This window comes from Bradyrhizobium campsiandrae (genome assembly GCF_014529705.1).
Lineage (GTDB): Bacteria > Pseudomonadota > Alphaproteobacteria > Rhizobiales > Xanthobacteraceae > Bradyrhizobium > Bradyrhizobium campsiandrae.
The window spans coordinates 21449-45892 of the sequence record NZ_JAANIH010000015.1 but is presented as its reverse complement, the minus strand read 5'-3'; the positions used below and the strand labels follow the sequence as shown (position 1 = coordinate 45892).

Annotated in this window: 23 protein-coding genes and 1 pseudogene; 12 read left to right on the top strand and 12 right to left on the bottom strand. The window is 63.1% G+C overall.

Annotated features, from left to right (window positions below):
- The first annotated feature begins 228 nt into the window (after nt 1-228).
- Nucleotides 229-1122, top strand: coding sequence for a YihY/virulence factor BrkB family protein (locus G8O24_RS13440; protein WP_188099930.1), 894 nt, complete (start codon nt 229-231; stop codon nt 1120-1122).
- Here the strand turns inward: G8O24_RS13440 and G8O24_RS13435 are convergent.
- Both G8O24_RS13435 and gluQRS read right to left on the bottom strand, forming a co-directional pair.
- Nucleotides 1049-2335 (bottom strand): ATP-binding protein, encoded by a 1287-nt coding sequence (locus G8O24_RS13435; RefSeq protein WP_188099929.1) that lies wholly within the window; start codon nt 2333-2335, stop codon nt 1049-1051. The two genes, G8O24_RS13440 and G8O24_RS13435, sit on opposite strands and share 74 nt — an antisense overlap.
- Before the next feature lie 71 nt (nt 2336-2406).
- Nucleotides 2407-3312 carry a tRNA glutamyl-Q(34) synthetase GluQRS gene (gene gluQRS, locus G8O24_RS13430; protein ID WP_188099928.1) on the bottom strand — a complete coding sequence of 302 codons (906 nt, stop codon included), beginning with the start codon at nt 3310-3312 and terminating at the stop codon, nt 2407-2409.
- 83 nt (nt 3313-3395) lie between these two features.
- Between gluQRS and G8O24_RS13425 the strand changes: the two genes are divergently transcribed.
- From G8O24_RS13425 to G8O24_RS13405, 5 genes are all read left to right on the top strand, one after another.
- Nucleotides 3396-4043, top strand: a complete 648-nt coding sequence (locus tag G8O24_RS13425; protein ID WP_188099927.1) for a DNA-3-methyladenine glycosylase family protein — start codon at nt 3396-3398, stop codon at nt 4041-4043.
- A 126-nt stretch (nt 4044-4169) separates the two neighbouring features.
- Nucleotides 4170-5939, top strand: coding sequence for a flavin-containing monooxygenase (locus tag G8O24_RS13420; protein ID WP_188099926.1), 1770 nt, complete (start codon nt 4170-4172; stop codon nt 5937-5939).
- A gap of 16 nt (nt 5940-5955) precedes the next feature.
- Nucleotides 5956-6933 (top strand): peptidyl-alpha-hydroxyglycine alpha-amidating lyase family protein, encoded by a 978-nt coding sequence (locus G8O24_RS13415; RefSeq protein ID WP_188099925.1) that lies wholly within the window; start codon nt 5956-5958, stop codon nt 6931-6933.
- Nucleotides 6934-7158: 225 nt separating this feature from the next.
- On the top strand, nt 7159-7716 hold the full coding sequence (locus tag G8O24_RS13410) for an HNH endonuclease (protein WP_028134115.1): 558 nt from the start codon (nt 7159-7161) through the stop codon (nt 7714-7716).
- Between the two features lie 365 nt (nt 7717-8081).
- A complete protein-coding gene (locus G8O24_RS13405) occupies nt 8082-8369 on the top strand; it encodes a hypothetical protein (protein ID WP_188099924.1) in 288 nt (95 codons plus the stop codon).
- A 42-nt stretch (nt 8370-8411) separates the two neighbouring features.
- Here G8O24_RS13405 and G8O24_RS13400 read toward each other — a convergent pair whose 3' ends face one another.
- The gene (locus G8O24_RS13400; RefSeq protein ID WP_188099922.1) at nt 8412-9842 is read right to left on the bottom strand and encodes an undecaprenyl-phosphate glucose phosphotransferase; all 1431 of its coding nucleotides are present in this window, start codon (nt 9840-9842) and stop codon (nt 8412-8414) included.
- A gap of 83 nt (nt 9843-9925) precedes the next feature.
- On the opposite strand from G8O24_RS13400, the gene G8O24_RS13395 reads away from it, so the two are divergent.
- Nucleotides 9926-10138, top strand: a complete 213-nt coding sequence (locus G8O24_RS13395) for a hypothetical protein (RefSeq protein ID WP_188099920.1) — start codon at nt 9926-9928, stop codon at nt 10136-10138.
- Nucleotides 10139-10317: 179 nt separating this feature from the next.
- Here the strand turns inward: G8O24_RS13395 and G8O24_RS45595 are convergent, their stop codons facing one another.
- The 7 genes from G8O24_RS45595 to G8O24_RS13360 form a co-directional block, all read right to left on the bottom strand.
- A complete protein-coding gene (locus G8O24_RS45595; RefSeq protein ID WP_202988756.1) occupies nt 10318-11046 on the bottom strand; it encodes a PEP-CTERM sorting domain-containing protein in 729 nt (242 codons plus the stop codon).
- A gap of 128 nt (nt 11047-11174) precedes the next feature.
- Complete coding sequence (locus G8O24_RS13385) at nt 11175-12833, bottom strand: hybrid sensor histidine kinase/response regulator (protein ID WP_188099916.1); 1659 nt, start codon at nt 12831-12833, stop codon at nt 11175-11177.
- A gap of 119 nt (nt 12834-12952) precedes the next feature.
- A complete protein-coding gene (locus tag G8O24_RS13380) occupies nt 12953-13564 on the bottom strand; it encodes a response regulator transcription factor (protein WP_188099914.1) in 612 nt (203 codons plus the stop codon).
- Nucleotides 13565-13700: 136 nt separating this feature from the next.
- Complete coding sequence (locus G8O24_RS13375; protein WP_188099913.1) at nt 13701-13907, bottom strand: hypothetical protein; 207 nt, start codon at nt 13905-13907, stop codon at nt 13701-13703.
- Nucleotides 13908-14252: 345 nt separating this feature from the next.
- A complete protein-coding gene (locus G8O24_RS13370; RefSeq protein WP_210324905.1) occupies nt 14253-14534 on the bottom strand; it encodes a hypothetical protein in 282 nt (93 codons plus the stop codon).
- A 56-nt stretch (nt 14535-14590) separates the two neighbouring features.
- Complete coding sequence (locus G8O24_RS13365) at nt 14591-15175, bottom strand: hypothetical protein (RefSeq protein WP_188099909.1); 585 nt, start codon at nt 15173-15175, stop codon at nt 14591-14593.
- 169 nt (nt 15176-15344) lie between these two features.
- The gene (locus G8O24_RS13360) at nt 15345-15629 is read right to left on the bottom strand and encodes a hypothetical protein (protein WP_188099907.1); all 285 of its coding nucleotides are present in this window, start codon (nt 15627-15629) and stop codon (nt 15345-15347) included.
- A gap of 168 nt (nt 15630-15797) precedes the next feature.
- Between G8O24_RS13360 and G8O24_RS13355 the strand changes: the two genes are divergently transcribed.
- The 3 genes from G8O24_RS13355 (at nt 15798) to G8O24_RS13345 (ending at nt 19207) form a co-directional block, all read left to right on the top strand.
- Nucleotides 15798-16625 carry an alginate O-acetyltransferase AlgF gene (locus G8O24_RS13355; protein ID WP_188099905.1) on the top strand — a complete coding sequence of 276 codons (828 nt, stop codon included), beginning with the start codon at nt 15798-15800 and terminating at the stop codon, nt 16623-16625.
- A gap of 123 nt (nt 16626-16748) precedes the next feature.
- Entirely contained in the window at nt 16749-18128 is a 1380-nt protein-coding gene (locus G8O24_RS13350) for an MBOAT family O-acyltransferase (RefSeq protein WP_188099903.1), read from the top strand.
- An 8-nt stretch (nt 18129-18136) separates the two neighbouring features.
- Complete coding sequence (locus G8O24_RS13345; RefSeq protein WP_188099901.1) at nt 18137-19207, top strand: alginate O-acetyltransferase AlgX-related protein; 1071 nt, start codon at nt 18137-18139, stop codon at nt 19205-19207.
- A gap of 108 nt (nt 19208-19315) precedes the next feature.
- Here G8O24_RS13345 and G8O24_RS46350 read toward each other — a convergent pair.
- Nucleotides 19316-19420, bottom strand: a pseudogene (locus G8O24_RS46350) (PEPxxWA-CTERM sorting domain-containing protein); the annotation flags it as partial.
- A gap of 855 nt (nt 19421-20275) precedes the next feature.
- Here G8O24_RS46350 and G8O24_RS13335 point away from each other — a divergent pair.
- On the top strand, nt 20276-21187 hold the full coding sequence (locus G8O24_RS13335; protein WP_188099897.1) for an alginate O-acetyltransferase AlgX-related protein: 912 nt from the start codon (nt 20276-20278) through the stop codon (nt 21185-21187).
- Between the two features lie 197 nt (nt 21188-21384).
- Nucleotides 21385-23979: an NfrA family protein gene (locus G8O24_RS13330; protein ID WP_188099895.1), complete on the top strand. Its 2595-nt coding sequence runs from the start codon at nt 21385-21387 to the stop codon at nt 23977-23979.
- 296 nt (nt 23980-24275) lie between these two features.
- On the opposite strand, the gene G8O24_RS13325 is transcribed toward G8O24_RS13330, so the two are convergent.
- Nucleotides 24276-24443 (bottom strand): hypothetical protein, encoded by a 168-nt coding sequence (locus G8O24_RS13325; protein ID WP_188099893.1) that lies wholly within the window; start codon nt 24441-24443, stop codon nt 24276-24278.
- Nucleotide 24444: the final 1 nt, after the last annotated feature.

Genomic DNA, 24444 nt, shown 5'->3' with positions numbered 1-24444 from the left:
CAGATGCGCCATGGCGTCGCGGTACCCATCGCCGTCATTCCGGGGCGCGCGCAGCGGTCGATGCTTGGCATCGCCCCGGAACGACGACGGGGGCGCTTCGCGATCTGGCTTTTCCGTCAATAATATCAGATGGTAGCGAGATGATTTCCGGCCCGTGCCAATTGCCCGGCTTCTTTGCCTCTCCCTGCACACGGGGCGAGCGAGCGACGGCTGTCGTGTAGGTCGCTCGTGAAAGCCATCCGCACCATCTACGTCATCGTGGAGGACGCCTTCTATACGTTCCTGGCCGACGACGGCTGGGCGATCGCGAGCCACATCGCGCTGTCGACGCTGATGGCTCTGTTCCCGTTCCTGATCGTGCTGACTTCGTTGGCCGGCTTCTTCGGCTCAAAGGAACTTGCCGACCAGGCGGCCGGGCTGATGCTCCAGGTCTGGCCGAAGCAAGTGGCCGATTCCCTGTCCGGCGAGATCCACGACGTGCTGACCACCACCCGCACCGGTGTGCTGACGATCGGCGCGGTGCTGTCGGTCTATTTCGCCTCGAACGGCGTCGAGGCGCTCCGCGTCGCGCTGAACCGCGCCTATGCCGTGGTGGAGATGCGGCGCTGGTACTGGCTGCGGCTGGAATCGATCGGCTACACGCTGGTTGCGGCCTTCACGGCGCTCGCCATGGCGTTCCTGATCGTGCTCGGGCCGCTCTTCATCGCGGCGGCGCGGCGCCACATTCCGCTGTTCGTCGAATCCAACGAGAGCATCCTCACCTGGCTGCGCTATGGCATCACCATTGGCGCGCTGGTGGTCGCGCTGCTCATCCTGCACGCCTGGCTGCCGGCGGGACGACGCAGCTTCTTCCAAATCCTGCCCGGCATCGTCTTCACCATCGTGGCATCGCTGATCTCGGGCATCGTGTTCGGGCAATATCTGGCCCGCTTCGCCAACAATTACGTGACGATGTATGCGGGGCTCGCCTCGGTGATCATCGCGCTGGTGTTTCTGTATTTCATTGCCGCGATCTTCGTGTTTGGCGGCGAACTGAACGCGGCGATCATCAAGTCGCGACTTCCTCACGGCGTGTCGCTTCAAGCAGCGCAGTCGCTAACGCCCGCGGGGACACAGGCTTGACCAGGAAGGCATCGGCGCCGGCTGCGCGCGAGGCCGCCTCGTCCTCGCCGCGGCCGGACACGCCGATGATCGGGATCCGAGCCAGCGGCGCCTGCATCGTGCGGATCAGCCTGATCGCCTCGACGCCGTCGATGCCCGGCAGCACCATGTCCATCAGCACCGCGTCGAAGCCGCCTCGGGCGAGCCTGTTCACAGCATCCTCGCCGCGCCCGATGAATTCGGCATGATGGCCGAGCTCGGTCAGGATCGTGTTGAGCACGACGCGGCCGAACGGATTGTCCTCGACGCTGAGCACGCGCAGCGGCGCGACGGCATCGGCTTCCGCCTCACCCTTCGCCTTGCGCGACCTGCCCGATGCGGCCGCCTCCAGCGACACCGTCAGCGTAAATGTGGCGCCGCCGCCGCGGCGCGGCGCAACCGTGATGTCGCCACCCATCGCGCGTGCCAGCTGCTTCACCGAGGACAGACCGAGCCCGGCACCGCCAAAGCGCGAGGCGATGGTGACATTGGCCTGCGTGAACGGGCGGAACAGCCGCTTGATCTCGGCCATGGTCAGGCCGATGCCGCTGTCGGAGATCGAGAAGGCGACACCGACCCGGCGTCTGTCCTTCTCCTTGCCTTTGCCGCCTGCCTTGCCTTTAGCAGGACGCCAAGGCGCAACCGAGATCGCCACGACGCCCCGTTCGGTGAATTTGACGGCATTGTCGATCAGGTTCTCGAGCGCGGCGCGCAGGCGAACGGGATCGCCGACCACGAGGCCTGGGAGCTTGTCGGAGATCTCGGCCTCGGCCTGGAGGCCCTTGGCCGCCGCGCGGCCGGCGAGCGAATCGCCGGACCTGCGGGCGAGCGCCCGCAGGTCGAACAAATCCTGCCGCAGCGTGCTGCCGCCCTTCCCGGCCGCCTTGCCGGTCTTGGCGGCATCGACGAACAGGGTGGCGAGGTTCGCCAGATGTTCGGCGCCGGCCTTGATGGTGTCGGCCCAGCGCCGCTCCCGCTCCCCGAGGTCAGAGGTTGAAAGCAGGTCGCTGATCGCCAGAATACCGGTCAGGGGCGTCCGGACCTCGTGAGCAAACGCCGCGAGCGCCGCCTGGATCACGTCAGGCGCGACATTCCCGGTGCTGCGCTTGCGCACTTTGCCGACCGCCCTGGACCGCTTCCGAGGCGGTTGCCTGGACTTTCGCGTGGTGCGCGCTGCGCGCGTTTTCGCCGCCATAAATCCCCTTCGAAGTATTCCCTTCGAACCCCGGACCATCAGGCAAGCATGACACGACGAAACCCCCGGAGTCACGGCGGCGTTTGGCTAACCCCCAGAGAAACTTGATCTAATCCCACCAGCCGGCGGACGCCGGCGGCTGTGACCCCAGCATCGCGCAACTCCCGCAGGCCGGTCGAGCGGTCCGATTTCGACAGCTTCCGACCGTCGGCGCCGCGAATCAGGCCGTGATGGCGATAGATGGGCTCGGCCAGGCCGAGCAGAGCCTGGAGCAGGCGGTGGACCGAAGTGGCGTGAAACAGGTCCTGGCCGCGCACGATCTCGCTCACGCCCTGGAGCGCGTCGTCGACCACCACGGACAAGTGATAGCTGGTCGGGGTCTCCTTTCGGGCCAGGATCACGTCGCCCCAGGCCTCAGGGCGTGCGGCGACCACGCCGCGCTCGCCATCGGGCCCTTCGCCCAGTTCGTTCCAGGATAGGCCGGAGACGCGCCGGCAAGCCTCGGCCATGTCGAGCCGCAAGGCATAGGGCGCACCGCTGTCGATCAGACGCGACCGCTCGCTGGCGGTGAGCGATTTCGCATCGCCAGGATAGAGCGGCGCGCCGTCGGGATCGCGCGGCCACGGCCCACCGGCCTCGCGCGCGGCCACCACCCTTGCGATCTCGGCGCGGCTCTCGAAAGCGGAATAGACGAGCCCGAGCGCGGCGAGTTTCGCCAGCGCAGCGCGATAATCGGCGAGATGCTCGGATTGCCGCCGCACCGGCGTGTCCCAGGCGATCCCAAGCCAGGCGAGGTCCTCGTAGATCGCGGCCTCGAACTCCGGCCGGCAGCGCGTCGCGTCGATGTCCTCGATCCGCAGCAACAGCCGCCCGCCGGTTTCCTGCGCACGGTCGAAGTTCAGCAGCGCGGAATAAGCGTGGCCAAGGTGGAGGTGACCATTGGGGCTGGGGGCGAACCGGAAAACGGGTGGCGGCATTTGGCAAGATCTCGTCACGGCCAAGACTCTGTTACGATAGGAGATGGATGCGCGGGTCAAGGCCGTGCACGAGTAGAGCGACAATGCCCCTTCATCTCGAAACCCAGTCCGATCTCGAAGAGGCCGTCCACACGCTGGTCAAGCGCGATCCGCGCCTCAGGCCCGTGCTCGATATCGCGGGCATGCCCGCCTTGCGGCGGCGCGAACCGGGCTTTGCGGGGCTTGCGCATATCGTTTGCGGGCAGCAATTGTCGACCGCGAGCGCCGCGGCGATCTGGGGCCGGCTATCCGCCGCTTTCGATCCGTTCGACCATGAGGCGGTACGCCGCGCCCGCACCGACCGGCTGGGCCGGCTCGGCTTGTCTGCCGCCAAGATCAAGACGCTGAAGCATCTGGCGCGCGAAATCGTCGCGGAGCGGCTGAACCTCGATGTGCTCGCAGAGGAAGACGCGGATGCCGCGCATCACACGCTGATGTCGCTGCCCGGGATCGGGCCGTGGACCGCCGACGTCTATCTCCTGTTCTGCCTCGGCCATGGCGATGCCTGGCCCGCCGGCGACCTCGCGGTGCAGGAGGGCATCCGTATCGGGCTCGGCCTGACGGCGCGGCCAACGGAAAAACAGATGGCGCCGCTCGCCGAACCCTGGCGTCCGTTCCGCGGCGCCGCCGCGCATCTGTGGTGGAGCTATTATCGCGCGGTAAAGAAGCGCGAGGGCGTGCTGTCGGCGTGACCTTCGCGTATTCCGCCTGCGCAGGGCCACATGCAGCTCCCGCTCGGGTAAAGCGCTGTCGACGCGAACTGATCCATTATAGCCTCGAGTTCAGGGAACGCCGCGAAGACGGCCACGAGGTGGCGCATGCTGGATCGCACGAAGGACATTGCGGTAGCCGCGCAAGCCTGGCTCGATGCGTTCGAGCGCGCGGCGGGCTGGCCCGATCGCGCTGCGCTGGATCGTCTCTTCGCCACTGACTGTTTTTGGCGCGACGTGCTGGCGCTGAGCTGGAACCTGCAGACGCTTGCAGGCCGCGATGCCGTCGTGCAGGCGCTGACTGGGCTGGCGCCCCAGGCGGCACCGGCGAATTTCAAGATCGCGCCGAACCGCGCGGCGCCGCGCTGGGTGACACGCGCCGGCACCAACAATATCGAGGGCATCTTCAGTTTCGAGACCGCGCTCGGCCGCGGCAGCGGCATCGTGCGGCTCGTGCCAGATGCGGCCGACGGCGACCGGCTGAAGGCGTGGACGCTGCTCACTGCACTCGAGGAGCTCAAAGGCTTCGAAGAACAGCTCGGCAGCTCGCGGCCGCGGGGACAGGCCTATTCGCGCGATTTTCGCGGGCCGAACTGGCTCGATCTGCGCAACGCCGCGCGCGACTACGCCGACCGCGACCCCGCCGTGCTGGTGGTCGGCGGCGGCCAGGCCGGGCTCGCGGTCGCGGCGCGGCTGAAGCAATTGCAGGTCGACACCCTGATCGTCGATCGCGAGGCACGCGTCGGCGATAACTGGCGCAAGCGCTACCACGCGCTCACCCTGCACAACCAGGTGCAGGTCAATCACATGCCCTATATGCCGTTCCCGCCGAGCTGGCCGACCTATATCCCCAAGGACAAGCTCGCCAACTGGTTCGAAGCTTACGTCGATGCGATGGAGCTGAATTTCTGGACCGGCACCGAGTTCGAAGGCGGCACCTATGACGAGGCCCGGGGACACTGGACGGTGACGGTGCGCCGCGCCGACGGCAGCCGGCGCACCATGCATCCGCGCCATGTGATCATGGCGACCGGCGTCAGTGGCATCGCCAACGTCCCCGACATTCCGACCCTGGATCGTTTCAAGGGCACGCTGCTGCATTCCAGCCGCTACGAGGACGGCGAAGCCTGGACCGGCAAGCGCGCCATCGTCATCGGCACCGGCAATAGCGGCCACGACATCGCGCAGGACCTTCATTCCAGCGGCGCCGAGGTGACGCTGCTGCAACGCTCGCCGACGCTGGTCACCAATATCGAGCCGTCGGCGCAGCTCGCCTACGCGACCTACAATGAGGGGACGCTGGAGGACAACGATCTGATCGCGGTGTCGATGCCGACGCCGCTGGCGAAGAAGACCCATGTGATGCTGACCGAGCAGTCGAAGGATCTCGACAAGGAGCTGCTCGACGGCCTTCGCCGCGTCGGCTTCAAGCTCGACTTCGGCGAGGCCGGCACCGGTTGGCAGTTCAAATATCTCACCCGCGGCGGCGGCTATTATTTCAACGTCGGCTGCTCCAACCTGATCGTCGAAGGCGCGATCAAGCTGAGGCAGTTCGAGGACATCGAGAGCTTCACGGAAAACGGCGCGCAGATGCAGGACGGCACGGCCATCGCAGCCGATCTCATCGTGCTCTCGACAGGCTACAAGCCGCAGCAATACCTGGTGCGAAAGCTGTTCGGCGATGCCGTCGCCGACCGCGTCGGCCCGATCTGGGGCTTCGGCGACGGCTTCGAGCTGCGCAACATGTATGCGCGCACGAGGCAGCCCGGCCTGTGGTTCATCGCCGGCAGCCTCGCGCAGTGCCGGATCAACTCGAAATTTCTCGCGCTGCAGATCAAGGCGATCGAGGAAGGGATTCTGGGGCGCTCCCCGGAATAATCGGAGGACAGAGCCCATGCCAGCCATTCTCGGCGCCGGAGAGCACCGCTACCGCGTCGTCGAAAACTTTGCGAAACTTCCCGACGGCTGGCAGTTGACCGACGTCGCCTCGGTCGCGGTCGACAGCAAGGACCGTGTCTATGTCTTCAACCGCGGCGAACATCCGATGGTGGTGCTGGACCGCGAGGGCAATTTTCTCCGCAGTTTTGGCGAAGGCCTGTTCTCGCGAGCCCATGGCCTGCACATCGATGCCGACGATAATCTCTATTGCACCGATGACGGCGACCACACCGTGCGCAAATGCACCACCGACGGCAAGGTGCTGCTGACGATCGGCATCCCCAAAAAGCCCGCGCCGTTCATGAGCGGCGAGCCGTTTCATCGCTGCACCCACACCGCGCTGTCGCCGCAAGGCGAGATCTACGTCTCCGACGGCTATGGCAATGCACGCGTGCACAAGTTCACGCCGGACGGCAAGCTGATCAAGAGCTGGGGCGAGCCCGGCACCGATCCCGGCCAGTTCAACATCGTGCACAATATTGCCACCGATGCCGACGGCTGGGTCTATGTCGCCGACCGCGAGAACCACCGCGTCCAGGTGTTCAATGGGGAAGGCAAATACGAGACGCAGTGGAACAACCTGCACCGGCCCTGCGCGCTGTGCCGTTGCGGCGGGGGCAACAGCCCGACCTTCGTCATCGGCGAGCTGGGTCCTGGCCTCGACATCAACCGCAACGTGCCCAATCTCGGTCCGCGGCTCTCGATCGTCGATGCCAGCGGCAAGCGTATCGCCCGTCTTGGCGGCGAAGCAGGTCCGGGCATCGCCAGCGGCAAATTCCTGGCGCCCCACGGCATCGCGCTGGATTCAAGGGGCGACATCTATGTCGGCGAAGTCGGTGTCACCAATTGGAAGACCAGCTTTCCGGACGAGGACATGCCGGCGGCGGTGCGCGCGACGCGGTGTTTGCAGAAGCTGGAGCGGGTGCCGGAATAGCTTCGCCGGCAGCGGCCCTGCATGACTGGAATGCCGCGGCGGACCGAGGTTTCCCTGCCCACATCGAGCCCCCAAATCGCGGCGTTTTTGCGCTTCTGCCACCCTGCCGCCGCGATTGCTTCCGCCTGAATAAGTCGCTCAACGGGCTTCACAATCCCGTCACGCTGCATGTAGTATGTGACTACATGCTGCTTCGCAGCGTATATTGGAGGCCGGGAGCGTTACTTGAACGCACATGTCTCGCAAGGCAGTTGGCCGGTGCTGGTCCTGAACGCGGACTTCCGGCCGCTGAGTTACTACCCACTGTCTCTGTGGTCGTGGCAGGACGCGATCAAGGCGGTGTTCCTCGACCGCGTCAACATCGTCGCCCATTACGATCAGGCGGTGCATAGTCCGACGCTGCAGATGCAGCTTCCGAGCGTGGTCTCGCTCAAGTCCTTCGTCAAACCGACCACCCATCCCGCCTTCACCCGATTCAACGTCTTCCTGCGCGATCGTTTCGCCTGCCAATATTGCGGCTCGCCCGAAGACCTCACCTTCGACCACATCATCCCGCGCAGCAAAGGCGGCCAGACCACCTGGGAGAACGTGGTCGCGGCGTGCTCGCCCTGTAACCTGCGCAAGGGCAATCTCACGCCCGCGCAGGCTAAGATGTTTCCGCGCCAGAACGCGTTCGCGCCGACCGTGCACCAGCTCCACCGCAACGGCCGCCTGTTCCCGCCGAACTATCTGCACGACAGCTGGCTGGACTATCTCTACTGGGATACGGAACTGGATCCGTAGCAGCAGTGCTGCCGGCCGCCGAACCATGTCGGGACGACGCTGCAGGCCTCTCGTCAGGGCTGGCGTCATGCCCAAGGACATCTGTGACGGGCACGCCGCCCGGGAACATCTGACGCGCAGCTTTTGCCGGCTCCTCGGCCTCCGTATTCGTCCGGAATTCGCAAGGGGCAACTCCTGCCCTAAGCGTAGAGGTAGATTGATCAGGGCTGGTGGGGCTCGCGTGCCCTTTGCCCGGTGTTCAATTCGCGAAGGCCTGTTTCCATCCTCAGGCCGCCCCAAACCGCCACCAATATGGGCACCTTGTGCTCCGGGTTCCAAGAAGCTAGCTTCTAACAATATTCTCGTTCATTTCCGGCGAGTTAAGGATGCGCATCGTCCTCACCATTTTGGCTATTTGGGTTCTGCTGAACGTTTTGTTCGTTTTGCTTGTCATTCGCCCGCGCAAGCCGCTGCCGACTTCCTTGGCCAAGACGCTGTCGCCGGCCCCTGTCGAGCGGAGCCAGAGAGAGGTGGAGCAGGACGAGCCGCTGGCGCTTCGCCACGTCATCGCGTCCGTCGCGATGGGCGCTTTTTTCGTCCTCGCGCCGCCGCTGATTGCGATAGGCGACGCGATCGCCCGCCTGTTCGGGAAACCGCCACGTAACCAAAGCTGACGCCGGTTGCGGCCTTCTGCTGATACGACTTAAGAGATTGGCTCAATAAGCTTCCTGGAACAGCACGGACGATGCTGTGCGCGCCAGGATCTTGAGATCGAGCCAGATGCTCCAATTGCCGACGTACCAAACGTCGTATTCGACGCGCTTTTCCATCAGGTCGATCGTCGGCGTCTCGCCACGGAATCCGTTGACCTGAGCCCAGCCGGTCAGGCCCGGTTTCATGTGATGGCGGTAGACATAATTGCTGATGAGCTCGTCGTAATAGTTGTCGTGGGCGAGCGCGTGTGGGCGCGGTCCGACCAATGACATCTCGCCTCGCAACACGTTCCAGAGCTGCGGCAGCTCGTCGATGCTCGTCATGCGAAGGAAGCGCCCGATCCTGGTGATCCGCGCATCCCTTTTGGTCGCCTGCCTGATCGTCTCGCCATTCTCGCAGACCGTCATCGTGCGAAACTTCCAGATTTCGAACGGCTTGCCGTTAAAGCCGCGGCGGGACTGCCGGAAAATGACGGCCCCGGGCGAATCCAGCTTGATCAGAACGGCGACGGTCAGAATCAATGGCGTCAGGAGCACCAGCGCGAACAGCGCCACCCCGACATCGAGGCAGCGCTTCTGCAGCCGTTCGAGGATGCTGAGCGGCGGCCGCTGAATCTCGACCGCGACGGTTCCGCTGACCGGAAGAAACGGACGGGTGACGAGATCTGCGACCGGATCGTCCGGCAACAGACGTATCGGCTGGGGCACGGCACGCAAATACGGTCCGAGCTTGCGAAGCATCGGCAGCTCGTTCCAATCGATTGCGAGCAGATATTCGTCCACGTCGGCCGAGTGCGATTGACGGATGACGTCCCTGATCTGTCGTTGCCAATGTCCATCGGCTACATCGATCCCGAGAACGAAATGACGAACGATATCGAAGCCGTTCCGCCGCAAATCCTTGAAACGGGTCGCGGTGAAATCGAGCGGCTTCAGGCTGAGCAGAATCACCTTGCGATCGACCAGCCGGCTTCTCGCAAAGCTCGTGCCGAACACGGCCTGCCAGGCGAAGCGGAGGCTCATCAGGCCGAGGCCACCGATCGCAGCGAAGACGATGACGGTGCCTCGGGACAGATTATCCGTCGACTTCAACAGGAACGCCGCGACGGCCAGGATCGTCAGCGACGTCAGCCAAATGAAGAGTGCGTTTCGGAGCTGCCAGACAAGATTGAGCAGTCGGTGCGTCGCGTAGACGTCACGGGAGTACGCGATCACGACGAAGACGACGCCGACAAACAATCCAGCCCCCGCCGATCCACCGTCTGCGGGTGAGGAAACCACCGCACTGTAGAGGGAAGCTCCGACGACATAACTCAACAGGATCAACAGAAGATCAGCCGCCATGATCACGATCTGAAACGGCCTCTGCAGGGAACCGCCGCGCGCGGACGAACCCACATACGCGCCTTTGGAGCCATAAGTTGCGACGGCCATTCGAACCTCTGCGTAACGAGAGAGTGTCTGACGCGCGTTGTGATGCTAAGACCCGTCTCTCCCCCCGCGAGACAACGTGTTGAATGATCGCAGCGACATTGTGGCATCGCACGCAAAACTTTTTGCGATGCAAGCATCAGGCGAGTTCGTCGAAGCACTTCGCCGATTTGCTGCGCAGAATTGTCACGACGATGGCGCGTAAACGCGCGCCGCTGCCGCGTTTCGAATCGATTCTGCTTCGCTTTGCTTGCGTGACGGTTTTGCGAGCACGCATCAGCCCATCTTCGATGCGCTGACTGCTTCGCAAACAGATGCTCGGCCGGTTACGCGAATTTCGATGAATTACTATCATAAGGTGTAGCGACGAAAATGGGCCGCCGGCAGCCCCGCGACCGCATGCGGCCGAAGCTCCTGGAGCAGAAAGGGCCGCCCCGCGGCGGCCCTTTCTTGATTCGCTGGACGCGGTTTTCAGCCTTCAGGCCACGCAACAAGACGGCGCCGTTTTGCGCCGAACGGCGAGCATCCCCAATCCGGCGAACCCCAGCAGCAGCATCGCCCAAGTCGACGGTTCGGGCACGGCAGCGGTCAAGGTCACGGTGCCGGGATCACTGATGACCTGTCCGTTGGAGAACGCGATGGCCTGGAAAGTACCACCAGGGTCGAATGCGATCGGTGACTGGCCCTCGATCGGGGACGCGGTCCCATACTCCGACGCAAACCCGAACAGGAAGTTGTACTGGGGATCACTCGGGGGCAGACCGCCAGGGCCGGATCTGAAATAATCCCGCAGGGTCGAGACGAAGGTCGTCTCGAGAACATCGGGAAACAACGTGCCAAAAGCGATGTTCTGAGCGGACTGCGCAAACGTCGAACTTGTAAACAGTACAAGATGATCCTGCCCGGGTGGATCTCCCGGCAAATTCGATGCCGTTCCCATCAAGAACGTCGACGTGATCGGATCGTATTTGGTGAAGGGATCGGTGATGGTCGAGCTTCCGGCCGGTGCGCTGAAGGCCCAGGTCAGCCCGGACGAATTGGCGGTTTGCTCGAACAGAACAATATTGTCGACCTGATATTGCAGGCCGTTGACGTTGTAACTGATGTAATAGGGACTGCTCAGGGCCGTTGAAGCCCACGCCTCGCTCCCCGCACCGGCCGCAAGCAGCGAAGCTAATACGAGTATGTATTTGCGAATCCTGGCCACAATATATCTCCTCGTCAAATCCAACATCCCGAACACCCAACGGTGTCGATGCCGAAACATGCCCGGATGTGATCGAGACGGATATCTATCGGTATCGACAGATCGGCCAATCGCCGGAAGGCGCGGAACTACCCGCCCCCTGCCCCCAATGCAGGTGCGGTGACGAGCGCACGGAGCCGGATGGGCTTGATCGGTTTGCGCAAAACCGGGATTCCGCACTCGCCGGCTTCTTCAAAGATGTCGGCGTTCGTCTCGGCCGTCATCAAGACGACATCGACGGTCTTCTTCCATGTGGCGCGGATTTTCCGAGCGACATCCAAACCGTTTTCGCGCTCGTCCAGTCGGTAGTCGATCAGCACAAGCCAGGAGGTGCCCTCGGCGCTCGCGGCGAGATGCTCCAGCGCAACTGCGCTGGATGCATGGTCGACCACCTTGACCCCCCAGCCCGCAATCACGCGGCTCATGGCGTCGCGGACCGACGGATCGTCGTCGATCAACATCACTGCTCTGGCAGCCACTCCGGGTGCCTCGGAAGGGGATTCCGCGACAACATCGGCCGGCAGAAGGGCGGCCGCCGCTGGCACGGCCACCGAGAAGATGCTGCCCCGACCAACCTTCGAGCGGCAATGGAGCGCCCAATGCATGCTGCCGCAAAGCCGTCGCACGATCGCAAGGCCGAGCCCGAAGCCGCGTTCGCGGCTGCGCGCTGGGTTCTCGATCTGGTAGAATTCGTCGAATATCCGAGCCCTGTGCTCGGCAGAGATGCCAATGCCGGTGTCGACGACCCAGATCTCGAGGTTGGAGCCCCGTGGACGCACTCCGATGAGGACGCCGCCCCGTCGCGTATAGCGAACGGCGTTGGCCAGGAGATTGACCAGGACGCGCTCGAGGAGTTCGGGGGCGACCGCCGCCCAGCGTCGCGTCGGAACGATCCGCAACGACAATCCCTTCAGGGCCGCCTCCGGCCGAATACTGACAGCGACCCGCTCGAATATTCCTTGCAGCCCGGTTGGCGCGACGGCCGCCCGGCGTGACGCCGCCTCTGCTTCCGCCACGCCCAGGATCGCGGCAAATTGGCGATCGAGGTTGGCTGCGCATTCCGAAAGCTTGCCGATGACGTCGCGGCGCGCGGCATCGTCCGTCGACGTCATCAACAGCGAGGCGTAGAAGCCCAACGCCTGGAGAGGCTGCCGCAGATCATGGCTTGCCGCCGAGAAGAAGCGTGTCCTCTCGCTCATCGCATCTTCGACGATCGCCATTTGACGGCTCTGCTGTTCGAGCGCGCTCGCCAGATCCAGCCTCGCCTCGATCAGCGCGCCCACATTGCGCCACCCCATCCTGCCGATGAAAGCAATGAAGGGAATGGCGAGAACCAGCAGCATCGCGGCCAATCGGCTGGCGTCCGAATTCTGCAGCGCGAGCCAGGCGACCGCCGGAACGATGCCGCCGAGCGTCGTTGCCAGCAGACACGGAAAAAACGGGCCGGCCGTATAGGCCGACGCCGCCATGAGATTGATCAGACCCCAGGCCGGGATGATCAGGGAGCCGAGATCATCGGGCTGCTGGATGAGAGGAAGACAAAGACCCCAGGAGAGAGCCCGCAGACCCAAGGCGACCGTTCGGGCCCAGGCCCAATAGGGCAGATCGTCGTCGTTCGGATCGGCGTCCCGAAATCGGCGATCCAGCACCGAGAGCGCGACATCCGCAGCTGCCACGACGCCGATCCAAGCCGCCGCGCGGAGCGGCGGGGCCCCGCCGAGCAGAGTGCTCAGCACGCCGACCAGCACGGCCCCCATCGTCGATGCACCGACGACCAGAACCCTGCTCGTATAGGACCGGTACAACGCGCGGATACGGCCAGCTCTGACGAGCCTGGAGCGCTCCGTCGCACCTTGAACCGACGTCTTCAGATGAACCCCGATCTGGTCGCCTTGAACACGGCCTCGGTGCGGTTGCCTGCACCGAGCGTTGCGAAGATGTGATGCCAATGATTCCGCACGGTGCTCTCGGAAATGCCGAGTCGATCGCCGATCTGCTTGTCGAGAAGACCGGTCGCAGCAAGCAGCAATATTTCTCGCCGGCGAATCGACAGCGTGCGGAAATGGGACGCCGGAAGCGGCATGTCGTCGAACACTGTCCCGCCGGCGAACACTTCCTCAAGAGCAAGGGAAAGCGCTTCGATGTCGCGATCCTTGGACAGGCACGCCACTCCGCCCATCGCCTTCACGCGCATGACGACCTCCGGGGACGGATCGGCACAGAGAAGGCCGATGGCCGTGTCAGGATAGCTGCCGCGAACGCGTGCAATCAGCGACAGACCATCGCCATCGCCAAGCCGGTAGTCCGCCAGGCAAAGGTCAACGTCGCAGCTGCTCTGAAGCAGATCCCAGGCGGAGCCGACGCCGTCCGCGATCAGGACACGCAGATCGGGCACCGCACCCTTCACTGCTTGCTGAAGGCCGTCCCGATAGATCGGATGATCATCCACAAACAGCAGGGTCCTGGTGGCAAAGTTCATGCTGGCCTGGCCTATTCCTCGCCCTCCAAGGGTAGCATGGCCCAACCGAGGGGGAATCTGACGGAATCGCTAGATTGCGTCCGCGTCGGCCAATGCAGCTCACGCCCGCTCGCGCCAACATCCAAAACAAATCGCCTTAATTCGCCAAGCGGCCCCGTACCGCAATTTCGAAGTTGGACATGCAGGCTTCGAGGCTGCGCGTAGGGCTGTCATAAAGATCCTTGGCGAGGTCGCGGAGGCGCGCATGCGAGCGCCCTTCGATTTCGTCGAGGTCGGACGCGATGTTTTCCAGCGCCTGCTGCAGGCGCCGCAAGTCGGAAAGATGAACTTCTGCTCGGCCCATAGGCTGCCCCTACGAGGATCCGGCGAGGAATCGAGGCTCGGTGGCCCAAAGGAATGTTCGGCAGGGTCGCACAATACCGAGCGTTCCGCTCCGACGTGTCACCTGCCAGCACCGATCTCCTTGCCGAAGGAAATAAAGCACGGTTTAAATAATTTGTCATTTTTCTCGATTTTTTAATCCCGGTCAATGGTCGAATAAATACGGAGCTGTTATCTCGACCGGACAGGTCCATCGCGACCGGACGCGGGATCAACCAGGGTCCCCGCCGATGCGGGCTTCACCCATGCCGATATCCCACCCCGCCGCGTGGAGCAGCGCCGGGATGTCAGGCCCTATCGATTCGGCTCACGACTGGACCGAGCAGCGAAGCGCGCCATTTGCCGCCGCCAGGGTCACCGTCACCACCCGGTTCTTTCGGACCGGGAATTCGCAGAGCTTTCGGCTGGCGTCCCCCCGCCTGACCTGCAGACTGGCGGTGCCGGTTGGCTGCTGGACGACAAGACTGCTGCGGGTGCCGAGATCGAGTGCCGTTGCATTCAGCATCAGCGTGTCGCCGGCGGCCAGATTGGCAAAGCTCTTCTTCACCTCGACGAAGCCGGTTTCCTCACGAAAGTCGCAGCCAGCCAATCCCAATGCAACCCAAACCAAGATCAAGACCAGGACGGCCGGGGCTGACCTCAGCGTCATGATTCCGGCGGTGTGAGGCTGCGGATGAAAAGCTTCAACCCTTCCGAGGCTCCCCGTACCTCGCCGGCGAGATTGCGCACGACCCTGACCATCTCGTCGGCATTCTCAACCTCGAGCACTTCGGCGGCATAATCGCGCCGGGTCTGCACGGTCTTCAGGAGCTGCGCAAATTCGCCGCTGGCCTTGGCAAGCTCGTCCGTCGCCTTGACCATCTCGGCGACGTTCTGATCCCAGCGCTTCTGCAGGGCCGAACGTTCTGCCGGCGTGAATTTGGTGTCGTTGCGCATCTGCTCCTGCTTGGAGCGAGCATATTCGAGCGCCCGAGCGCCGAGCCGGGCAATCTCACCGTTGTCCGCCACGAGACTTAGGGTCTGCGAGATCAAGGCCTGGAGCTCTTCGACCTGCTGTTTCGCAGCATCGGGCTTGGACAGAGACTCGATCGTCCGGGCCTTTTCCTCGATCCTCGCGTTCACGCCCTCAAGGCTCTTGCGGACATCGCCGAGTTGATTGCGAAAATCGTTCAAAGGCGTCGACGGAGCGCTTGCCGAGGCCGAGGCGGCCGGCGTCCCCTCCGCAGCCATCGCAGGGGTCGTACACTGCAAGCTCACGCAGACCACAGCCGCACAAATGGCAGCGCCACCGAACGGCACCTTTTGCATGGAAAACAAGCCGATCATCGAAGACCTCCTGCATTGAGCGCCAACCGGACGGGCGCTCCGATGTTCAGATCATGAGCCGGACGGCCCTCGACTACCACCAGAAATATGGGAAGACCCGATAGCGCAGTCGCGGACTTCCATAATAGCCCGGTCCGTCATAAGGGCCGTAGAAATTGCCATCGCCATACACCCAGCGTGCAACAGGCTTACGTACGGGAGGACGGTAGCAACGGCCGTCTTCGGCGCAGACGACCTTGACCTGTTGCAAAACCGGATCCGAGGGGGACGCGGGATTTTGCACCAGGAGCGGCGCCGCGGATGCCCCGCCAGCAACCAGCATCGAAAGACCGGCAAACGCCCCGACCAGCTTCAGCATCGTCTTGTCCCCCATTGACCTGCCCAGTTCTTGACATGGTAAATGATTTTACCGGTCTCTGCTCCGCAGAACAAGACCGCGAACTGAGCGGACCACCCGTCAGCGTCGGCCCCAAGACTATTCCGACCCTCGAAGCTAACATCCGAGTCGCCGGCGTCGCAGAGCTCGATGGACCCTCCGCTAACCAATTCCGTTTGCCATGCTTGGTACGACACCATCGGCGCGGATTTCCGGGGCATGAGCGACATGCTATGTAGCCAGCCCTCGTCCGCCCCTACAGACCCGATGATGGCTCCTATCCCAGATTTTTCCGGCTGCCGTCGTGACCTGCTGGCCTGCCTTGGAGCGTTGATCGTGGCGCTCAGCGGGATTGCAGCTTCCCAGACTCACGCGCAGGACATCGGCCGCCTGTACGCGGCCAAGCCGCCGCCGGGCTATGCATTCGTCCGGGTCGTCGTCATGGTTGAGGGCGACATGCCGCGGGTTCAGATCGACGCGCGCGATCTGCCGATCGGCGAGCGGGCAACGGCCAGCTCCTATCGCGCGGTTCCGGGCGGCCGTGCCTTGAACCTGACTGTCGATGGTTCGACGATTTCCGGACCGATCGCGCCGCGCCCCGACGCCTATCTCACCCTGGCGATCGCCAAGACGGGGGCTGCATGGAGCGCTCACGCCATCGATGAAGGCCAGAGCGCCGGCGACGGGCTCAAGGCCAGGCTGCGCTTCTTCAATCTCGTTTCCGGCTGCACGGCGACGCTGAAGCTATCCGATGGTCCGACGATCTTCGATCAAGCTCCCTTCGAATCCGTGCAGGCGCGGACCATCAATCCCGTGACCGCAAAGCTCGAGGGTTCGTGCGGCGAAGGCGGCGCAGCGCAGATGATTCTGCCCCAACTCCGCGCAGGCGACTCTTACAGCATCTTCCTTCGCAAGGGGGCCGACCGACTGAGCCTCGCCGGCCAACAGGATGAGACCGAGACCTTTCGCGAACGCTAGGGCGCAACGAGATGAAACAGCATCCCGCGTCATGTTTCCGTCGATGACCGTCTCGGAGCGCTTCCGCACGCTTTGCATCGACGCGGCCGCTCGGGCCCGGATCACGGCCTAGATTGCGCGCCGATGGTGTTCGTCAGCGACTCCTTTGTCTTTCTCTTTCTTCCCGTGTTTCTGCTCGCCTACGCGGTCGTTCCCTCCGCTTTTCGAAATCTCACCATCCTTCTTTTCAGCCTGATCTTCTACGGCTGGTGGCGGTTCGACTTCCTGCCTCTCCTGGTCGCCATCGCCTGCTGGTCGTGGGCGTCCGGCCTCTGGATCGTCCGAAGCGCCGGTCGCGAACGTCGGGCCGCACTGCTGGCTGCCATTCTCGTTCCACTCGCGAGCCTGGTCTGGTTCAAATACGCCAACCTCCTCGTCGAAAGCGCAATCGCGCTCGGGGCGCCGATCGGCAATTGGACGCCCGTTCCCCTCCCCATCGGGCTTTCGTTCTTCGTCTTCGGGGCGATTTCGTATTCGGTGGACGTCTATCGAAAGACGGTGGCCGCAGAGCCCAGCCTGATCAATTACGCGACCTACCAGGCCATGTTCGGCCATCTCGTTGCCGGCCCCGTCGTGCGCTACCAGTCGGTCGCAGAGCGACTGAAGGCACGCTCCTTCGATCTGGCGGAATTCACCGAAGGCTGGCGCCGCTTCATGCTCGGTTTCTCGCAGAAGGTGCTGCTCGGTGACACGCTCGCGCCGCTGGTCGATGCCGGCTATGCACTGCCGACCCCGAGCACAGCCGATGTCATCCTGACCGTTACGGCCTATACGCTGCATCTGTACTTCGATTTCGCCGGCTACAGCAGCATGGCGATCGGCCTCGGCCTGATGGTCGGCCTGAAATTTCCGGAAAATTTCGACAACCCCTATTTGAGCAGATCTATCACCGAGTTCTGGCGGCGCTGGCACATCAGTCTGTCGAGCTGGTTGCGGGACTATCTGTATATTCCGCTCGGGGGCAACCGTTCCGGCAAGGTTCGCTCCTATCTCAATCTCCTGGTGACCATGGCGCTCGGCGGCCTCTGGCACGGGGCAAGCTGGACGTTCCTGGTGTGGGGCATCTGGCATGGCCTCGGGCTGATCATCGCGCGATTGTGGGGCGCGATCGGAGCGCCGGCGATTCCCCGCCTTGTGTCCCACCTCTTGACCATCGTCTTCGTCATGATGGGGTGGCTATTGTTTCGCGCCCAGGATTGGCAGGTCGCGACAACGATGATGTCTGGCCTATCGGGGCAGAATGGCCTGGCGCTGTCTCCGGCGATGATGGCGGCCGCCCGGCCGACCGAGTTCCTGACGCTTTGCCTGGGTGTCCTCGTCATCTACATGCCAATCGTGCCGGACAATTTCGCGCGGCGCCTCGTCGTGCGGCCGCCATTCGAATTGGCCGCTGCGCTCTGGCTATGCTCACTGTGGACCATGCAGAGCCGCTCGGTGATCCCCTTCCTGTACTTCCAGTTCTAAAGGATACCGTGATCGTCAGAACGCTCATCGTCGTTGCCGTGATCTTCGCCGGACTGGCTGCGGTCCTGACGCGAGGCCGGGAGGCCATTGGTGAAATCCTGGCAACGACGAGCATGAATGATCTGGTCAACGGTCATTTCGCGGAGCGCATCGACAAGGCGATTTTCAAGGCCGTGCCTCGAAGCGCGACGCTCGACGGGGCCGTGGCTGGCCTGCAATACCGCTTGCTGCACGATGCAGGCCGCCAGGTTCACGCCGGATGCGGCAACTGGCTCTACGCCATGGAAGAGCTGGGCGCCGACAAGTCCGATGCCAGGAACATGAAAATGCGCGCCGAGGTGCTCCATCGCCTCGTGCGGTTGATCAAGCAGCTCGGTGCGGTTCTGGTGGTGATCCCGATCCCCGACAAAGCGGAGCAGGTCGAAGATCAATTGTGCGGCCTGACGGCAACCCAATCGCGACGCCGGGACGTCTTCCGGAAGGAGCTCTCGCAGACAGACGGTGTGATCGTGGTTGACGTGAAGCCGGATTGGCCTCGTCCCGGCTATTGGCATCTGGATACGCATTGGGATCAATCGGGCGCGCGATTTGCGGCGAACAGAACTGCTCAGGCCATCACCGCTGCTATCGGTGCCGGCCAGGACCAGGTCCGACTATCCGAAGGAGCATGGCGCGACAGGACCGGCGACCTCGTTCGGCTTGCGGGGCTGACCGACGCGCCGGCCGCTCTGGCACCCGCGCCCGAGCAGGAGCGCGACGTGAAGGCGGATATCCAGCACAGCGGCGGATTGCTCGACGACACCGCAGAGCCGTCCGTGATCCTCGCTGGCTCGTCCTTCTCGCTGAATTCGGCGTTCGCCGACTATTTGCAGGCGGCCCTGTCGCGCGAAGTTGCGCAAGCGAGCGAGGCTGGAGGCGGCTTTGCAGGTGCCCTGCTCGGCCTTCTCGAGAAGAACCCGGCGAGCCTGGCCAACGCCAAGGTCATCATCTGGGAATGGCCGATGCGCTCGCTCACCACGCCGCTGTCGCCCCTGGAGCAGCGCTTTCTGGCGGGGTCACGCGGGCAAGCTGCCGAGTAGCACGATGCGGCCCACCGGAGCGTGAGCGGCTCTGGAGTCAAATCTCTTTCCTGAAAAGCAAAAGGCCGCCTTGCGGCGGCCTTCAATCTTCAACTCTGTCGACGCCGCTCAAGCGACGCGCAGATTTCCGGCAGACTTGCGGTACGCAAGGAAGCCGACACCGAGGAAGCCAAGGATCATCATGGCCCAAGTCGAAGGCTCCGGAACGGCGGAGATGGTCGTGGACAAGTAGGTTTCACCGGTTTGGTCCGGGCTCGACCAGATCCACTGGGCAGGACCCGCGATACCAGGGCGGAATCCGCCGCTGACATTGGTCCAGATCGTCGTGGTGTCATTGGTGCCGTAGCTGATCGGAGTCCCGGCGGGCGCAGAATGCCAATTGCCCGGTCCGCCAGTAGCATCCATCGCACGCCAGTTGGTCGTGTTGGTCAGGAGGGACTGGGTGCCGTTTGCGAAGACGAAGTTGCCCGTCAGCGAGAACTGACCAATAAAGGCATCCGGATTACCACCGGCCATGCTGGTCGCCGGACCGCCAAAATTGTCACCGACGATGTGGAGGTAGTAGGTGCCCGAGGTGAGGTTCGTCGAGATTGAATAGGTATGTTGCCAATCGTTGCCGGAGCCGATCTGCGTACCAAGGGTCGAGTCGCTCGAACTGATATAGACTGAGAACTGATTGTCGGCAGTCAGGTTGCCGGTAAGGGTCGCTGCTTGAGACGCGGTTGCGCCGAAAGCCGAAAGGGCCACAACAACAGCAGCCGCCGTCGTTTTAATATTCATTTAAGCACTCCCACATTATTTAATTTTTAATCGATCTGCGATCCATATCGCCTGCTGCATCCCGTGTCAATTGAACAAAATCCAATCATACTAAGTGTCAAGCTGGAACCGCCCGCCTCTTTGGCGTGCAGGTGTTTTCGGCTATCGTGGCCTTCAGGCCGTCCCAACCTCCAGATCTGCATGATTTCTGTCCAGCCCGTGCCGGAGCCGTTCAAATTTATCCGGCGCCAAGTGATTAAATTCCTCAAAATAATGGCGGCAGGAGGACTCTTTCTCTGGCTGGCGGCAATGCCAACCCGCGCCAACGACGCCGTCCTGGAAGGCAAGTCCAACTGGCTCTTCGCCGGCTGGGAAAGCCTGTCCGCGGCCAAGCCGGAAGGCGAAAGGCAGTCGATCAAGCTGATTGCCGAGACGGCAAGCCAACTGGCCGCCAAGAACATCAGGCTGGTGGTCGTCGTCGTTCCGCTCAAGCCGCGCTACTATGAAAGCCTGTTGCCTGACGGCTCGGCCATGTCAGACCTCGTGCGCCGGCGCTATGACCGACTGGTCACCGAGCTTCGCACCGCGGGCGTCAGTTCGCCCGACGTCCGGGACGCATTCAAATCCGTGATTGCCGACAAAAAGGAAGTCTTTTACCGCACCGATTTCCACTGGACGACCTTCGCCGCTGAAGCCACGGCCGATCTCGTGGCCGGGATGGTGACGGCCGAGGGACCGCTGCCCGGGAAGCGCGGAAGCGGGGCCCAGCTCGGGGAGTGGATCAACGACCGGCATCTTGGCGACCTCGCCGCCAACTTTCTGGCGCCCGAACGCAAGCGCGCCATCGGACCGGAGGCCTATGTCATTCGCACGGCGGTCAAATCGGCCGCAGGATTGCTCGATGCCGATCCCTCGCCTGTGGCCGTTGTCGGCAACAGCTTCGTGCAACCCTATTTTGGGTTTCCGCAGCGCCTGTCCAACAGGATCGACCGGCCCGTCGCCCTCAAATGGAATCCCGGCGACGTCGGACCATGGGCCACGCTGCTGCAATATCTCCAATCCGCGGAGTTTGCCGGCAACCCCATCAAATGCCTCGTCTGGCAATTCAACGAGGCGCAGATCCAGAACGGACCAGACGCCGTCGGCGAATGGGCCGCATCCAGCATTTCGAGCGCGGACGCCTGGCGATCGCGCATGACCGAAGCCATAAAAAATCGATGAAAAGCTTAATTAACTCTTAACCTCAATGTGGTCCCGAAAAAGCAGGCGAAAAAGCGCAGCATATTGGCAACATGACCAGGAAAAAGCGTGCGTTTTGAACGCGTTGCTATCGGCACCGGCGAATTCCGGTTTCGCCAAGGCGCGTCCTTCGCTATTCTGCATCGGCGCAGGTTTTTCAATCGATTTGCTGCGGGGCTATGGCTATTCGGGATGCAGAACGTCAGAGACGACGACGGCTGCGGGCTGTCATTGGCAGCCTGCTGCTGTCCTTCGTCCTGATCGGCTCCGCCGGTGCGCAGACCGCGAGCCCCGAACCCGCACTCGAAGGCGAGGCCTATAGCGTAGCCGAGGACGCCTACAAGGCCTTCAGCCAAGGCGACTTCCAGAAGGCGGCAGCGAGCGCGAGGACATCCGTCACGCTGCGGCCCGATATTCTACGCCTGCGCCTGCTTCTGATCGACTCGTTGGTGGCCGCCGGCAACCTCGCTGCGGCCGAACAGGCGACCTCGGCGGCTCTCGACACTTTTTCGGCAAACCCTGAATTGCAGGGGCGGCAGGCCAGCATTCGTCAGCGCCTGGCGCAGCAGCCGGCCGGCGAAGGCTACAAGGCGCTCGAGCGCGGCGATCCGAAGGCCGCCATACGTGCTGCCCGCAAGGCCGTCGAGTACGGTCCGGACGTGATGTCCTATCGCCTGCTCCTGCTTGCAGCGCAGCTTGCCGACAATAGCCTTGCCGGAGCGGCGGAGACGGCCTCGGAGGCCATCAAACTGGATCCCGGCAATTACGTGCCGGTCGTCTGGCGCGCCTATGTCTATCAGAAGCTCGGCAATCGGACGCTTGCGCTGGCGGATTTCAATGCAGCACTGGCCAAGCCAGACCTCACCGACACCGAGAAGAAGAACATTCGCCTCATTGCCGCCGACGCCGCGCTCGCATCCGGCGACTTCCGTGCTGTCCAGTCCCTGCTTCAGGACTATTCCAAGACCGACCCGATGGTGGTGACGCGGATCGGCGATGCCGACGCAGTCGCCGAGGGCAAGGCGACGCTCAAGGGCGACGGCAAGGCAATGCCGATGCCGGTCCAAGACTGTCGCGATACGCCCTACGGCTCGGTGTGCAGCCTGCAGGCGCCGCCCGTCCAGAGCGTGGCCACGCCCATCGACAAGAAGGCCGAGGGAATGGAGGCCGCCAGCAAGGCCTTTGAGGCCGCTCGGGCCAAGAACTACGGCGAGGCCATCACCGAGGCAAAGAAGGCCATCGAGGACACGCCGGAACTCGCCAGCACCCGCCTGCTGCTGATCAACCTGCAACTCAGTGCCGGTCGGCCGGCCGAGGCCGAGGCCACCGCGACCAAGGCGATCGCCGACGGACTGGCAACGCCCGAAATCTACGCCCAGCGCGGCTTTGCGCGCAGCCGCATCCAGAACGAGCGGGGCGCGATGTCCGATTGGGAGACCGCGCTCAAGGGCGGCTTGCCATCCGACCAGGTGCGGACGGTCCGTCTGGCGCTGGTCGACATGGCGCTCAAGGTCAGGGACCCCGCCAGGGCGCTTCGCGCGCTGCCGCGCACCGGCCTGGACTACGAGTTCACCATTCGGCGCGCCTACGCCTATCAGGCCCTCGCACGCAAGGAGGACGCGCTGCGGGACTTTCAGTCTGCTGAACGCCTCGCCGGGACGAACGTGCAGCGGGACGGAGCGATCCAGGCCCAGATCAACACCCTTCTGGAACTGGATCGGAAACCCGAGGCGCGCGCCATCTTCGATGCCGCCATTGCGCGCGGCCAGCTTCGGTCGATCCGGGAGGCGGATCTCGCTTATGTCGCAGTCGCCGTGGGCAACGACAGCGTCGCACTGCAATTGTTCGATCGCGCGAAGGCCCATGGCGCACTGCCGCCGCGGGCGACGATCGATGCAGGCTACACGGCCATGCGGCAGTTCCAGAATCCGAAAGCCATCGCCTATCTGAAGGAAGGCATCGATGCGAAGGCAGATGGACGCATCAACATCGATGACCAGAAGCTGTTCGAGACGCGGCGGACCGTCGCCGACCTGACACGCGTGTGGGGCGTCAACAGCTCGATTTCCTACGGCAAGGTCGGCTCAGCTCCCAATCCCTTCCTGACCATCAACTCGCCGGCAAGCACCTATACGTCGCAGCTGGGAACCGAGCTCTACTACCGGCCCGAGGAGTTCGGAAACCGCAACGGCGCGCTCTTCGAGGTGTTCGGCCGGATGTTCGAGACGCTGTACGACGAAGCAGGGGGCCCCACTGGGCTGCGCTCGACGCAGGGCATGGTGGGCGCGCGATGGAAGCCGTTCTCGGAGCACAATCTCGTCCTCGAGGTCGACAAGCTGTTCAAGCTCGGTGATGCGGCGCGAGACGACACGCTGCTGAGAGCAGCCTATTCCTACACGGTCGGGACCGATCTGCGGGCCATCGATACGCACTGGCCAACCTGGTACATCTATACGGAGGTCGATCGCTTCTTCGAGAAGACGCAGCTCATTGGCCTGTTCGAAGGGCGCTTCGGTCACAGCTTCCGTCTGGACCCGATCAGCACAAATCTCGTGTTCTTCCCGCACGCCGTGATCGCGGCGAGCTACGACGATTCATTCGCGATTCACGACGCGTATTCCGCCGGTCTCGGCGGCTCGATCCGCTATTGGTTCGGCGAGACGAAATACGTCGCGCCTCCCTCCTATTGGGAATTGACGTTGCAATACCGCTTCAGGCTTGCCGGCGACAAGCGGGCCGAAGGCATCTTCGCGCAGACCTCGATCAACTACTGAGCTCAAGCTCCGGAGCGCTGCCCGCGCCGGCTCAGATACAGCCGCAGCTCCGGAGTGAGGATTGGCCTAGCGAGCAAAATCGGCCGAGCAGATCTAAAGCATGATCCGGAAAAGTGCGAAGCGGTTTTCCGAAAAGATCATGCTCACAATAAACCTCAAGCGCGATGACTGTTCATCCCAGTCTCATCGCGCTTCAGGCACCGAGAATCCAGACGATTCCCTGGGTCAACGCCCATAGCCAAGCAACCGTCCCGACGACGATTGAAGTCACGTAGAGTGAACGCATGTTCATACCCTCACTGGCGGTTGGCTCGCGATGCGTCTGCCTCGAGCAGACGTTGCCTGAGCCGCAAGACCTCGAAGTAGCGCTCCGCGATGCTTTCGGGCGGCGGAGCCTTCTTGGGCGCCCGCTTCACACGCTTGGCCTCGCGAACCTTCTGCTCCTTCTGAAATAAGCCTTTCATG

Bases quoted from the DNA above. Each gene is read 5' to 3' on its own strand.
- G8O24_RS13425 (WP_188099927.1), top strand. From the start codon at position 3,396: ATGCCCCTTCATCTCGAAACCCAGTCCGATCTCGAAGAGGCCGTCCAC.
- G8O24_RS13365 (WP_188099909.1), bottom strand. From the start codon at position 15,175: ATGGCTGCGGAGGGGACGCCGGCCGCCTCGGCCTCGGCAAGCGCTCCG.
- G8O24_RS13420 (WP_188099926.1), top strand. From the start codon at position 4,170: ATGCTGGATCGCACGAAGGACATTGCGGTAGCCGCGCAAGCCTGGCTC.
- G8O24_RS13375 (WP_188099913.1), bottom strand. From the start codon at position 13,907: ATGGGCCGAGCAGAAGTTCATCTTTCCGACTTGCGGCGCCTGCAGCAG.
- G8O24_RS13335 (WP_188099897.1), top strand. From the start codon at position 20,276: ATGCCAACCCGCGCCAACGACGCCGTCCTGGAAGGCAAGTCCAACTGG.
- G8O24_RS13330 (WP_188099895.1), top strand. From the start codon at position 21,385: ATGGCTATTCGGGATGCAGAACGTCAGAGACGACGACGGCTGCGGGCT.
- G8O24_RS13355 (WP_188099905.1), top strand. From the start codon at position 15,798: ATGGACCCTCCGCTAACCAATTCCGTTTGCCATGCTTGGTACGACACC.
- gluQRS (WP_188099928.1), bottom strand. From the start codon at position 3,312: ATGCCGCCACCCGTTTTCCGGTTCGCCCCCAGCCCCAATGGTCACCTC.
- G8O24_RS13380 (WP_188099914.1), bottom strand. From the start codon at position 13,564: ATGAACTTTGCCACCAGGACCCTGCTGTTTGTGGATGATCATCCGATC.
- G8O24_RS13395 (WP_188099920.1), top strand. From the start codon at position 9,926: ATGATCGCAGCGACATTGTGGCATCGCACGCAAAACTTTTTGCGATGC.
- G8O24_RS13405 (WP_188099924.1), top strand. From the start codon at position 8,082: ATGCGCATCGTCCTCACCATTTTGGCTATTTGGGTTCTGCTGAACGTT.
- G8O24_RS13400 (WP_188099922.1), bottom strand. From the start codon at position 9,842: ATGGCCGTCGCAACTTATGGCTCCAAAGGCGCGTATGTGGGTTCGTCC.
- G8O24_RS13415 (WP_188099925.1), top strand. From the start codon at position 5,956: ATGCCAGCCATTCTCGGCGCCGGAGAGCACCGCTACCGCGTCGTCGAA.
- G8O24_RS13325 (WP_188099893.1), bottom strand. From the start codon at position 24,443: ATGAAAGGCTTATTTCAGAAGGAGCAGAAGGTTCGCGAGGCCAAGCGT.
- G8O24_RS13435 (WP_188099929.1), bottom strand. From the start codon at position 2,335: ATGGCGGCGAAAACGCGCGCAGCGCGCACCACGCGAAAGTCCAGGCAA.
- G8O24_RS13360 (WP_188099907.1), bottom strand. From the start codon at position 15,629: ATGCTGAAGCTGGTCGGGGCGTTTGCCGGTCTTTCGATGCTGGTTGCT.
- G8O24_RS13350 (WP_188099903.1), top strand. From the start codon at position 16,749: ATGGTGTTCGTCAGCGACTCCTTTGTCTTTCTCTTTCTTCCCGTGTTT.